The sequence below is a fragment of the Streptomyces sp. NPDC058619 genome (assembly GCF_042717785.1).
Lineage (GTDB): Bacteria > Actinomycetota > Actinomycetes > Streptomycetales > Streptomycetaceae > Streptomyces.
The window spans coordinates 117,795-130,121 of the sequence record NZ_JBHXQN010000007.1 but is presented as its reverse complement, the minus strand read 5'-3'; the positions used below and the strand labels follow the sequence as shown (position 1 = coordinate 130,121).

10 protein-coding genes are annotated in these 12,327 nt (G+C 72.2%); 6 read left to right on the top strand and 4 right to left on the bottom strand.

The window, feature by feature from the left end; genetic code table 11:
* The first annotated feature begins 22 nt into the window (after window positions 1–22).
* A complete protein-coding gene (locus ACFWTC_RS09910) occupies window positions 23–427 on the top strand; it encodes an ATP-binding protein (protein WP_383919101.1) in 405 nt (134 codons plus the stop codon).
* Window positions 428–462: 35 nt separating this feature from the next.
* Here the strand turns inward: ACFWTC_RS09910 and ACFWTC_RS09905 are convergent, their stop codons facing one another.
* On the bottom strand, window positions 463–1,548 hold the full coding sequence (locus tag ACFWTC_RS09905; protein WP_383918985.1) for a DUF2637 domain-containing protein: 1,086 nt from the start codon (window positions 1,546–1,548) through the stop codon (window positions 463–465).
* A 253-nt stretch (window positions 1,549–1,801) separates the two neighbouring features.
* The gene (locus tag ACFWTC_RS09900) at window positions 1,802–2,662 is read right to left on the bottom strand and encodes a (2Fe-2S)-binding protein (RefSeq protein ID WP_383918982.1); all 861 of its coding nucleotides are present in this window, start codon (window positions 2,660–2,662) and stop codon (window positions 1,802–1,804) included.
* 131 nt (window positions 2,663–2,793) lie between these two features.
* On the opposite strand from ACFWTC_RS09900, the gene ACFWTC_RS09895 reads away from it, so the two are divergent.
* A complete protein-coding gene (locus ACFWTC_RS09895; protein WP_383918979.1) occupies window positions 2,794–3,492 on the top strand; it encodes a GntR family transcriptional regulator in 699 nt (232 codons plus the stop codon).
* Between the two features lie 76 nt (window positions 3,493–3,568).
* On the opposite strand, the gene ACFWTC_RS09890 is transcribed toward ACFWTC_RS09895, so the two are convergent.
* Complete coding sequence (locus ACFWTC_RS09890; protein ID WP_383918976.1) at window positions 3,569–4,348, bottom strand: hypothetical protein; 780 nt, start codon at window positions 4,346–4,348, stop codon at window positions 3,569–3,571.
* Window positions 4,349–4,513: 165 nt separating this feature from the next.
* On the bottom strand, window positions 4,514–6,193 hold the full coding sequence (locus ACFWTC_RS09885) for a PucR family transcriptional regulator (RefSeq protein WP_383918973.1): 1,680 nt from the start codon (window positions 6,191–6,193) through the stop codon (window positions 4,514–4,516).
* A 253-nt stretch (window positions 6,194–6,446) separates the two neighbouring features.
* Here ACFWTC_RS09885 and ACFWTC_RS09880 point away from each other — a divergent pair, with 253 nt between their 5' ends.
* The 4 genes from ACFWTC_RS09880 (at window position 6,447) to ACFWTC_RS09865 (ending at window position 12,301) form a co-directional block, all read left to right on the top strand.
* Entirely contained in the window at window positions 6,447–7,340 is an 894-nt protein-coding gene (locus ACFWTC_RS09880; RefSeq protein WP_267720136.1) for a xanthine dehydrogenase family protein subunit M, read from the top strand.
* 2 nt (window positions 7,341–7,342) lie between these two features.
* Window positions 7,343–7,951, top strand: coding sequence for a (2Fe-2S)-binding protein (locus ACFWTC_RS09875; RefSeq protein WP_384026614.1), 609 nt, complete (start codon window positions 7,343–7,345; stop codon window positions 7,949–7,951).
* A gap of 2 nt (window positions 7,952–7,953) precedes the next feature.
* Entirely contained in the window at window positions 7,954–10,356 is a 2,403-nt protein-coding gene (gene pucD / locus ACFWTC_RS09870) for a xanthine dehydrogenase subunit D (RefSeq protein ID WP_383918967.1), read from the top strand.
* Window positions 10,357–10,837: 481 nt separating this feature from the next.
* A complete protein-coding gene (locus ACFWTC_RS09865) occupies window positions 10,838–12,301 on the top strand; it encodes an NCS2 family permease (RefSeq protein WP_383918964.1) in 1,464 nt (487 codons plus the stop codon).
* The last annotated feature ends 26 nt before the right edge of the window (window positions 12,302–12,327 follow it).

Below are 12,327 nucleotides of genomic sequence, written 5' to 3'. Positions count from 1 at the left end.
CACGCTGCGGATCACGCGGAGCGTGCGCCGGGCGGATCTCAAGGCGGTGGGCGAAGTCCGCCGGGCGTTACGGGAGTTGATGCGCCACCGGTGCCGGACCGACGCCGCCGACGTGGCGGAGTTGCTGATCACCGAACTGGTCACCAACGCCCTCGTCCACACCGACCAGGGCGCAGAGGTCTCCGCCAGCCTCGGCGGCTCCCGCCTGCGGGTGGAGGTCCGCGACTACGCCGCCCGCCGCCCCCGCCCGCACGTACCGCCCGCCGACCACGGTACGCACGGACGGGGCCTGGCGCTGGTGCAAGAGCTCGCCGACGCCTGGGGCGTGGACGGGTCGGCCGCGGGCGGCGGCAAGGTGGTGTGGTTCGAGCTGCACGCGACCCGAACCCCCGGGTACGAGGCGGCGTACGGCGCGGGGCCCGCCTGAACGAGCGGGCCCCGCGCGGTGCCGACGGTGCCCCGTCAGCCGAACTGCTGCTCCAGATCCTTCAGTTTGCGCTCCAGGGAGTCGAGCCGGGGAATGGTCTGGGTGTCGTCCTCGGCGGTGAGGTCCACTGTCCGGGGCCCGGTCACCTCAAGCGGCTCGGATCCCGACACGGCCTGCAGGGAGGGCCTTCCGGTACTCCCTCCCAGCGGTAGCCGGGGCGGCGGGGTCAGCTGTCCCGGTTCCGCTATGGCCGGCTCCGCGCCGACCGGCGCGGAGCCCGATCCGGGGGCCAGCCCCGGCATGTCGCCCTCGCGGGCACGGGCCCGCCCGAACGCCCTGTTCTGCCGGCCCAGTGCCTTGATGTGGGCGCGGTCCAGGCGGTGCTGCTCGCGCCGGCGGTGCCGGTCGTTCTCCTTCTCCTTCTTGTCCTCGCGCACTTCGTCCACGGCTTCGTCGAGGGTGCGAACCCCCTCCAGCAGCATCAGGGACCACGCGCCGAAGGTCTCCCGGGGCGCCCGCAGCCACCGGACCATCCGGATCTGCGGCAGCGGCCGGGGGATCAGACCCTGCTCGCGCAGCGCCGCCCGGCGGGTCTGCTTCAGGGCCCGGTCGAAGAGGACCGCCGCCGAGAGCGACATCCCGGCGAAGAACTGCGGAGCCCCGTCGTGGCCCAGACCCCTGGGCGCGTGCACCCAGTTGAACCACGCGGCCGCTCCCGCGAACAGCCAGACCAGCATGCGCGAGCCCAGGGCCGCGTCGCCGTGGCTGGCCTCGCGGACGGCGAGCACCGAACAGAACATGGCGGCGCCGTCGAGCCCGAAGGGGACCAGGTACTCCCAGCCCCCGGTGAGGTTGAGGTTCTGCCGGCCGAAGCCGACCAGCCCGTGGAAGGAGAGCGCGGCGGCCACCGCCGCGCAGCAGAAGAGCAGGACGTACGAGGCGGTCCCGTAGACGGCCTCCTTGCGGCGGCGCCGCTCCTCGCTGCGCTCCCAGCTGTCCTCGGCCGCGGCCTTCTCGCTCTCGCGCTTCCCCCGGGCCAGTACCGCAACTGCCGCAAGCACGCCCAGGATCAGCAGGCTGCCGGGCAGCAGCCAGTCCAGCGATATGTCGGTCAGTCTCATGCGGATGTCCCTTGCCTCGCGTCTGCGGTCGTGCGGCTTTCCGGGCGCCATAGTGGCGCAGCCGGTCCGCCGTACACGCGGGTTTCGGGGCAAGTGGACGCCATCGGGGGGCGGGGCTCGCCGGATAGGGTGTTGTCTTTCGAACTGGCGCTCGTACGGGATGAGTTGAGTTCGAATTGCGGTCACCGCCGCGGGTGGGTTCGGCGCCGGGAGGCCTGGCGGCCGATGCCCGGCCCGCCGCGGCCGCCGGAGGCTAGGCCGTGAGCCGGGCGACGCGGTCCGCGTCGCAGGTGCGGGGGCAGGTCACGCAGGTGTCGTCGGGGCGGATCGTGTAGAAGAAGCAGCAGCTGGCCCGGTCCCGGGTGGGCAGCTCCGTGCCGTCGGCGCCCGTGAGCGTGCGGAAGCCCGCGCCGCCGGTGTACGGGGCGGTCGAGCCCGGCAGCAGTGCCTCCAGCTCGGCCATGGCCCGCTGCTCCTCGCCGAGCAGCGTGCCGACGTACCAGAGGCTCTCGACGACCTCGTCCGTGACCATGCCCCACAGGGCGCGGCGGCCGCGCCGCATGCGCGGGCCGAAACCTTCCAGCACCGGTCCGAGGTGCCGGGCCACCGCGGCCCGCACCTCGTCGCGCAGCGCCTCCTCGTCGGGCACGACCCGGGCCCCGGGGAGAGCGGCCGCCGGATCGCCCGGCAGGCAGGCGAAACCGTCGACGCGCACGGCCATCCGGCCGAGCGTCCGGTGGAAGGTGACCCCGAACACGGGGAGGTCCGGCACCCGCCGGTGGAGGAACCACGGCAGGGTGATCAGCAGGCACGCGGGCCACGCGTACCGGTGCAGGCCGAAGCTCGCCACCACGTCGGGGCGCGCCTGGTGCCCATAGTCCTTCAGCACCTGGGCGTTGTCCCAGGCGAGGAAGGCGTCGAGCGCAGGCCCCCCGGCCGCGAGCTCGTCCGCGCCGACCCATCCCACACCGCGAGGGACGGGTTCGTGCGCGGCCGGCTCGACGACCCGGAGTCCGCCGTAGACCTCGGCCAGGCGTGCGTACGCATCCGCCACCGGAGAGCCGTCCGTGGCGGGTGTGACGCGCGACGAGGCGCCGAGGACCGTGACGGTCATGGGGGACCACCGATTCAAGCGATCGTTAAAAGGTTAGCCTTACCTTACCCGATCGGGAGGGGAGCGTACCCTCACGCCTCGCGCGCCGTCCCCTATTCTCAGAACAGGTCGAGACCTGTGAGGAGGACCGAGTGCACGGAGCGGCGCAGGCCAGGGGTGACGCGGAAGCTGCGCGGCCGTCGATTCCGGCGCAGAAGACACCGCAGAAGGTGTTGCGTCATTCGGTGCGCGGCCAGGTCCTCGACGCCCTCCGCGCGGCGCTGGTCGACGGCGAACTGGTGCCTGGGGAGATCTACTCGGGCCCGGCCCTGGGTGAACGTTTCGGCGTGTCGGCGACCCCCGTGCGCGAGGCGATGCAGCAGCTGGCCCTGGAGGGGGCGGTGGAATGCCTGCCGAACCGAGGCTTCCGCGTCCTGTCGCGCACCCGGCGCGAGCTGGCCGAGCTGGCCGAGGTACGGGCCCTGCTGGAGGTCCCCGTGATGCTCCGGCTGGCCCGTGAGGTGCCCGCGGCCGGCTGGGAGGCGCTGCGGCCCGCGGCCGCCGCCACGGCCGCCGCCGCCGCGGTCGGCGACCTGCCCGGCTACGCGGAGGCAGACCGCGCCTTCCACCGCGAGGTGCTCGCGCTTGCCGGCAACGACCAGCTGGTCCAGGTGGCTGGGGAACTCCACCGCCGCGCCCAGTGGCCGCTGCCGGGGGCCCCGCGGGTGCGCCGCGCCGCGCTGGTCGCCGACGCGGCCGAGCACACGGCGCTGCTGGAGGCCCTGATCGCCGGTGACCTCCCTGTGGTGGAGTCACTCGTACGGGAGCACTTCGCAGGCTCCGCCGGCTGACCGGGGCCCGCACGCCCGGGCCCCTGGCCGCCCGGGCCCCTGGCCGCCCGGGCCCCCGTGCCGGCGCGGACCCGGGCTACGCGGGAGCCGGGTCCGGGTGGAGCTGGTCCGCCAGCCAGGTCGGGATGCCCCCCAGCAGGTGGAAGAGCCGGCGGGCCTCCGCGCGCAGCCGGGCCGCCTCGGGCTCCGGCTCGGCCTCGGCCAGGGCGGCCAGCGCCGGGGCCGTACCGATGAGGAAGCCCAGCTCCTCCCGGATCCGCAGCGACTCGGTGAAGCCCCTGCGGGCCTCGGCCACTTCGCCGTCCCGCAGCGCCAGCGCGGCCAGGTGCCGCCAGGTGAACGAGAGCAGCAGCGTGTCCCCGTGGGCCTCCGCGCCCGCGTGGGCCCGGTGGTAGGCGGGACGGGCCGACTGCGGGGCGTCCGCGATGTGCTCGGCCACCAGCCCGCGCCGGAAGTCCAGCAGCGGCCGGGTCCGGGATCCGGGGGAGAGCAGGGCCGCGGCCCGGCCCAGCGCCGAGCGGGCCTCGTCGGCCCGGTCGCGTACGCCGAGCACGGTGGCGGCGTAGGCCAGGTGGCCCCGCTCGCAGGCGGCCGCGCCCCGGTCGTCGTCGTCCTGCGCGACGGCCTCGGCGACCCGCAGCGCGTCCTCGGCCTCGGCCCAGCCCTGCCCGGTGAACAGGCAGCGCTCGACCAGCAGCGCCGTGCGCTGCACGGCCGCTCCGGCGTGGTTCAGATGCGGCGTCAGCAGGGCCGCCGCGTCGGTCCAACAGCCGCGCGAGCGCAGCCGCCATATCGCCCGCTGGAGGGGGTCGTCTCCCCCGGTAGATCCGGCACCGGACATGGCGGTATCCGCCACATTGCCCTCCCCAAAGCAACCAAGCAGCACATCGTTGAGCCCTGGGGCGAAATGAGAGCACGGATCGGCGGCTCCGGCCAAGGGGTCGGGTGAACTCTTTCACAAAGTCCGGACGGATCATCAGCCGCCCCCGGCCCGGGCCGCGCGGTTCGGGAGCGGATCTCCTCAGCTCATGCGCAGTGCGAGGAAGAAGTCGAGCTTGTCCTCCAGCCGGGACAGGTCCCGCCCCGTCAACTGCTCGATTCGCCCGACCCGGTACCGCAGCGTGTTGACGTGGAGGTGCAGCCGCGTCGCGCAGCGGGTCCACGAACCGTCGCAGTCCAGGAAGGCCTCCAGCGTCGGGATGAGCTCCGCCCGGTGGCGCCGGTCGTAGTCCCGCAGCGGGTCCAGCAGCCGCGCCGTGAAGGCGCGCCGAACGTCGTCGGGCACGAACGGCAGCAGCAGGACGTGCGAGGCCAGCTCGTGGTGGCCCGCCGCGCAGACCCGGCCAGGGCGCGCCGCGGCGACCCGGCGGGCGTGCCGGGCCTCCTCCAGCGCCCCGCGCAGCCCCTCGGCGGAGTGCACGGCCGCGCTGACGCCCAGCGTGAGCCGCCCGTCGTCGGCCAGGCCGGCCTGCAGGGGGTGCCGTACGACGCTCAGGAGCTCGTCGGCGTGCAGGGCCGCGTCGGGGCCCTTGTCCTCCCCGGCCTCCCCGGACAGCGCGGGCAGCGGCACCAGGGCGATGGCCTCGTCGCCCGCGTGGGCCACGGCGATCCGGTCCGAGGGCTCGGGCCCCGACAGCGACGGGTCGACGAGGATCTCCTCCAGCAGCGACTGGGCCACCGGACCGCCGGCGATGTCACCGCCGTCCCAGTCCACCCGGGCCACGACGACCTGCCAGTGCGGCGCTCCGCCCAGTCCGGGCAGCAGCACCGGGGCCGCGACCCGCAGACGGGCGGCGATCTCGGCGGGCGCGGCGCCCGTCTGGACCAGCTCCAGCACCTCCTGGGCGAGGCGGCGGCGCACCGTACGGGCCGCGTCGCGCCGGTCCCGCTCCACCGCGATCAGCTGGGTGACGCCCTGCAGCAGGTCGAGGCGCTCGGCGGGCCAGTCGCCGGCGTCGGCCTCGACGGCCAGCAGCCAGTCCGACAGGACGCTCTCGCGCACGTCGCGGGCGGCAGGACCGGCCGCGCCGCGCCCGTGTCCCCTGATCGGGAAGAGCGAGTACGTAATACCCTGGATGGAGATCCGGTGCGGGCCCCTGCGGCCCGTCCGGACCGCCGCGAGGTGCTCGCTCGCCAGCGCCGCACAGACGCCCGGGGCCAGCGGCTCGCCCGCTCCGGCGATCTGCCGGCCCGTGGGGGACAGCACCCAGGCCCGGAGATCGAGGTCGGTGGTGAGCAGATCCAGCACCACGTCGGGTCCGCCGCCGGTGGGTCCCGACGTCATCAGGCGGCGGTGGCGGTCCACGACGGCCGCGAGGTCCCCGGCGCGCTCTCCCGAGACCTGGCGCACCACGTACTCGGTGATGGTGGCGAATGCAACGTCCTCGTTCACGGCGAACAGGGGCAGGCGGTTGCGCAGACAGGCCGATACCAGGTCGTCCGGGATGTCCCCCAGCTCGGCCTCGCCCGCGGCGAGGCCCGCCACGCCCGCGCCCGCCAGGATTCGTACGAACGGCTCGGAATCGGCCGAATTTCTTCGCCAGGCCAGGCCGGTGAGCACGAGCTCGCCCCCGGACAGGTATCGGCTGGGGTCCCGCAGGTCGGTCGTCATGACCCCGCGGACCGTCCGGTCGAGTTCATCCTCGCCGCCCAGCAGCCGCAGCCCCAGCGCCTCGGTTTCCAGCAGTGCGCGCAGCCGCATGATGTCGCCGCCGATCTGTCTCGATGTTGCCGTTGGAAATCGGGCAGGTCGTCGCATCCTGCCTTTCATACGAATCTACAAGACGAGGGAGGTCCCCAGCCAACTCCTTCATGGTTTCGGTGACTGCACCCGGGGGACGCGCGGCTTGTGTACTGACTCCACACCGCGTTAACAGCACGTGAACGACCAGTCGACGGCCATGGGGCCTCCTGGCTTGAAGTGAACGACACGATGAAGAAGAAGAGAGCCGCACATGGACTTCCTTCGCCCCGCCAGCTGGGAGGAGGCGCTCGCCGCTAAGGCCGAGTTCCCCACAGCTGTGCCGATCGCGGGTGGCACCGATGTGATGGTCGAGATCAACTTCGACCACCGTCGGCCGGAGTACCTCCTGGACCTGAACCGCATCGGTCTCCTGCGGGAGTGGGAGGTCGGCGAGGACGTGGTTCGTCTGGGCGCCTCCGTCCCGTACACGCAGATCATGGAGAACCTCCGCACGGAGCTTCCGGGACTCGCGCTCGCCTCGCACACGGTCGCGTCCCCGCAGATCCGCAACCGCGGCGGTGTCGGAGGCAACCTCGGTTGCGCCTCTCCGGCCGGCGACTCCCACCCGGCGCTCCTCGCGGCCGGTGCCGAGGTCGAGGTGGAGTCCGTACGCGGCTCCCGTCTGATCCCGATCGACGAGTTCTACACCGGCGTCAAGCGCAACGCGCTCGCCGCCGACGAGCTCATCAAGACCGTCCACATCAAGAAGGCGGACGGCCCCCAGCAGTACTCCAAGGTCGGCTCCCGCAACGCGATGGTCATCGCTGTCTGCGCGTTCGGCCTGGCGCTGCACCCGCAGACCCGCACGGTCCGCACCGGCATCGGGTCGGCCGCGCCGACCCCGATCCGGGCCAAGGCCGCCGAGGAGTTCCTGAACGCCGCGCTCGAAGAGGGCGGCTTCTGGGAGTCCGGCAAGGTCATCACCCCGTCGATCGCCAAGCAGTTCGGTGACCTCGCCTCCGGCGCGGCCAACCCGATCGACGACGTCCGCGGCACGGCGAAGTACCGCCGTCACGCGGTAGGCATCATGGCTCGCCGCCAGCTCGTCTGGACCTGGGAGCAGTACCGCGGCACCACCGGCCGCTCGCTTGAAGGGGCTGCGTAATCATGCGCGTCAATTTCACTGTCAACGGCCGTCCGCAGGAAGCCGACGACGTCTGGGAGGGCGAGTCCCTCCTCTACGTCCTGCGCGAGCGCATGGGCCTGCCCGGTTCGAAGAACGCCTGTGAGCAGGGCGAGTGCGGTTCCTGCACCGTCCGCCTCGACGGCGTGCCGGTCTGTTCCTGTCTCGTCGCCGCCGGCCAGGTCGAGGGCCGCGACGTCGTGACCGTCGAGGGCCTGGCGGAATTCTCCAAGCAGCGCGAGCAGCACGGCCACGGCGGTGCCTGCGCCTCCGGCGGCTGCGGCGGCAAGGGCGGCGTCACCCTGGACGCGGCCAAGCAGTGGCAGGCGCACGGGCCGGGCGACTCGCAGACCGGCGAGGGCGCCCCCCTCTCCACGATCCAGCAGGCGTTCATCGACGCCGGCGCCGTCCAGTGCGGTTTCTGCACCCCGGGCCTCCTGGTCCAGGCCGACGCGCTGCTGGAGGAGAACTCCTCCCCGTCCGACCAGGACATCCGTGAGGCCCTGTCCGGCAACCTCTGCCGCTGCACGGGCTACGAGAAGATCCTCGACGCGGTCCGCCTCGCGGCCGCCCGTCAGGGAGAGGCGGTCTGACCATGGCTCAGAACACGCGCACGGTTCCGGCGGGTACGCCGACCAACGTCACGCAGAAGCACACCAAGGGCGGCATCGGCGAGTCCACGCTGCGCCCGGACGGCACCCTGAAGGTGACCGGCGAGTTCGCCTACTCATCGGACATGTGGCACGAGGACATGCTCTGGGGCCAGACGCTCCGCAGCACCGTCGCGCACGCCGAGATCGTCTCCATCGACATCTCCGAGGCGCTCGCGCTGCCCGGCGTCTACTCGGTCCTGACGTACGACGACCTGCCGGCCGAGATGAAGAACTACGGCCTGGAGATCCAGGACACCCCGGTCCTCGCGAACGGACGGGTGCGCCACCACGGCGAGCCGGTCGCCCTCGTGGCCGCCGACCACCCGGAGACCGCCCGCCGCGCGGCCGCCAAGATCAAGATCGACTACCGGGAGCTGCCGCTCGTCACGGACGAGGCCTCGGCCCTCGCCCCGGGCGCGCCGCTGATCCACGAGGGCCGCGACGACCACCACATCGGTCACGTCCCGCACCCGAACATCGTGCACCGCCAGCCGATCCTCCGTGGCAACGTGGAGGAGGCCCGCAAGCGCGCCGACGTCATCGTCGAGGGCGAGTACACCTTCGGCATGCAGGACCAGGCCTTCCTCGGCCCGGAGTCCGGCCTCGCCGTGCCCTCCGAGGACGGCGGCGTCGAGCTGTACGTCGCCACGCAGTGGCTGCACTCGGACCTCAAGCAGATCGCCCCCGTCCTCGGCCTGCCCGAGGAGAAGGTCCGGATGACGCTCTCGGGCGTCGGCGGTGCCTTCGGCGGCCGCGAGGACATCTCGATGCAGATCCACGCCTGCCTGCTGGCCCTGGCCACGAACAAGCCGGTCAAGATCGTCTACAACCGGTTCGAGTCCTTCTTCGGCCACGTGCACCGCCACCCGGCGAAGCTCTACTACGAGCACGGCGCCACCAAGGACGGCAAGCTCACGCACATGAAGTGCAAGATCGTCCTGGACGGCGGCGCCTACGCGTCCGCCTCCCCGGCGGTCGTGGGCAACGCGTCCTCCCTCTCGGTGGGTCCGTACGTCCTGGAGGACGTGGACATCGAGGCGATCGCGCTCTACACGAACAACCCGCCCTGCGGCGCGATGCGCGGCTTCGGCGCCGTCCAGGCCTGCTTCGCGTACGAGGCCCAGATGGACAAGCTCGCGGCGAAGCTGGGCATGGACCCGGTCGAGTTCCGCCAGCTGAACGCCATGGAGATGGGCACGGTCATGCCCACCGGCCAGGTCGTGGACTCCCCGGCGCCCGTCGCCGAACTGCTCCGCCGCGTGAAGTCCCGTCCGCTGCCGCCGGAGCGCCAGTGGGAGTCGGCCGGTGAGGGCGCGGACGTCCGCGCGCTGCCCGGCGGCCTCTCCAACACCACGCACGGCGAGGGCGTCGTCCGCGGCGTCGGCTACGCGGTCGGCATCAAGAACGTCGGCTTCTCCGAGGGCTTCGACGACTACTCGACCGCCCGCGTGCGCCTGGAGGTCATCAACGGCGAGGCCGTCGCGATGGTCCACACGGCCATGGCGGAGGTCGGCCAGGGCGGCATCACCGTCCACGCGCAGATCGCCCGTACCGAGCTGGGCGTCACGCAGGTGACCATCCACCCCGCCGACACCCAGGTCGGCTCCGCCGGTTCCACGTCCGCCTCGCGGCAGACGTACATGACCGGTGGCGCGGTGAAGAACACCTGCGAGGCGGTCCGCGAGGCCCTGCTGGAGATCGGCCGCCGCAAGAACGGCTCGTACCACCCCGCGTGGGCGACCGCCGAGCTGCTGCTCGAAGGCGGCAAGATCGTCACCGACGGCGGCGAGGTCCTCGCGGACATCGCCGAGATCCTCGGCGACGAGGCCATCGACCTCGAGCTCGAGTACCGCCACCACCCGACCGTTCCCTTCGACCTGGTCACCGGCCAGGGCAACGGGCACGTCCAGTACACCTTCGCCGCGCACCGCGCGGTCGTCGAGGTGGACACCGAGCTGGGCCTGGTCAAGGTCGTCGAGCTGGCGACCGCCCAGGACGTCGGCAAGGCGCTCAACATGCTCTCCGTGGTCGGCCAGATCCAGGGTGGCACCACCCAGGGCCTCGGCGTGGCGATCATGGAAGAGATCATCGTGGACCCGAAGACCGCGAAGGTGCGCAACCCCTCCTTCACGGACTACCTGATCCCGACCATCCTCGACACCCCGACCATCCCGGTCGACGTCCTGGAGCTCGCCGACCCGAAGGCGCCGTACGGCCTGCGCGGCATGGGCGAGGCCCCGACCCTCTCGTCCACCCCGGCCGTCCTCGCGGCGATCCGGCAGGCGACCGGTCTGGAGATCAACAAGACGCCGATCCGTCCGGAAGCCCTCACCGGCACCCTCTAGGACGGCGCGGGTGGGCGGGGGGGGGGGGGGGGCGCCCCCCCCCCCCCCCCCCCCCCCCCCCCCGGGGGCCCGGCCCCCCCCCAACCCACCCCCCCCCCCCCACCTACACCCCCCCCCCACGCCCGCCCGCCCTCTTTTTTTAAAACCCCCCCCCGCGGGGGGGGGGGGGGGGGGGGGCCCGCCCCCCCCCCGCACCCCCCCCAAGACTCTCCGGGCGGTGTGACCCGGGAACGTCACACTTCCACCCACACCGCCCGGAGTACACGGAGTACCGCACCGCTCGCGGTCCCTTCACCCGGCAGTACCCCTGCGAAAACCCCCGTAGTACCAGCGGTAACCCCCGCACTACCCGCAGTACACGCAGTGAACATTCGCGTCGCCTCGGGCCGTCACCCCGGGTCGTGCAGCCAACGGAGTTTCCCAAATCCCGCGTCTCCAATCTTCATGCGGGTGCCCCTTTGAACCTTGGGAGTTAGGCACCATGACCCAATCGTCTGTGGAACCCAAGACCAGTGCGGAAGAGGCCGGCGACGGCTCTCGCAATCCCGCCGGGCGGTCTTGGCTCGATCGGTACTTCCACATAACGCACAGAGGATCCAACGTCGGCAACGAGGTTCGTGGCGGTATCACGACCTTCATGGCCATGGCGTACATCCTGCTCCTCAACCCCCTGCTCCTCTCGGGCAAGGACGTCGAGGGCACCGCGATGGCCGCCTCGGCGATCATCACCGCCACGGCGTTCGCCGCAGCCGTCACCACCCTGCTGATGGGCTTCGTCGGAAAGGTGCCGCTGGCCCTCGCCGCCGGCCTCTCGGTGTCCGGCGTGCTGGCCTCGCAGGTGGCCCCGCAGATGACCTGGCCGCAGGCCATGGGCATGTGCGTGGTCTACGGCGTCGTGATCTGTCTCCTGGTCGTCACCGGCCTCCGAGAGATGATCATGAACGCGATCCCGCTCGCGCTCAAGCACGCGATCACCATGGGCATCGGCCTCTTCATCGCCCTGATCGGATTCGTGAAGGCGGGCTTCGTCGGCAACGGCGGGGAGTTCATGCCCCCCGTGCAGCTCGGCGCCACCGGTGAGCTCTCCGGCTGGCCCGTCCTGCTCTTCGCGATCACCCTGATCGCCACCTTCATGCTCCAGGCCCGCAAGGTGCCCGGCGCGATCCTGATCGGCATCGTCGGCGGCACCATCCTGGCCGCGATCCTCAACGCCATCGTGGACGTCGACCCGAAGGCGTGGAAGAACGGCCCGCCGGTGCTCGACGGCTCCGTGGTCTCCCCGCCCGACTTCTCGCTCTTCGGCGACGTCAGCTTCGGCGGCTGGGGCGACGTCGGCTACATGACGGTCGGCATGATCGTCTTCACCCTGGTGCTCGCCGGCTTCTTCGACGCGATGGCCACCATCATCGGCGTCGGCACCGAGGCCAAGCTCGCCGACGACAAGGGCCGCATGCCGGGCCTGTCCAAGGCCCTGTTCATCGACGGCGCCGGCGGCGCCATCGGCGGCGTCGCGGGCGGCTCCGGCCAGACCGTGTTCGTCGAGTCGGCCACCGGAGTCGGCGAGGGCGCCCGTACGGGTCTCGCCTCCGTGGTCACCGGCCTGTTCTTCGCCGCCTGCCTCTTCTTCACCCCGATCACCCAGATCGTCCCGGGCGAGGTCGCCTCCGCCGCCCTGGTCGTCATCGGCGCGATGATGATGCAGAACGCCCGCCACGTGGACTGGGCCGACAGCGCGACCGCGATCCCGGTCTTCCTGACCGTCGTGATCATGCCCTTCACGTACTCGATCACGGCCGGCGTCGCCGCCGGTGTCATCTCCTACGTCGCCATCAAGGTGGCGCAGGGCAAGGCGCGCGAGATCGGCGCCTTCATGTGGGCGCTGACCGGCATCTTCCTGGTGTTCTTCGCCCTCCACCCCATCGAGGGATGGCTCGGCGTCGGCTAGGCCCGGCGATGATCCGTACCTGACCC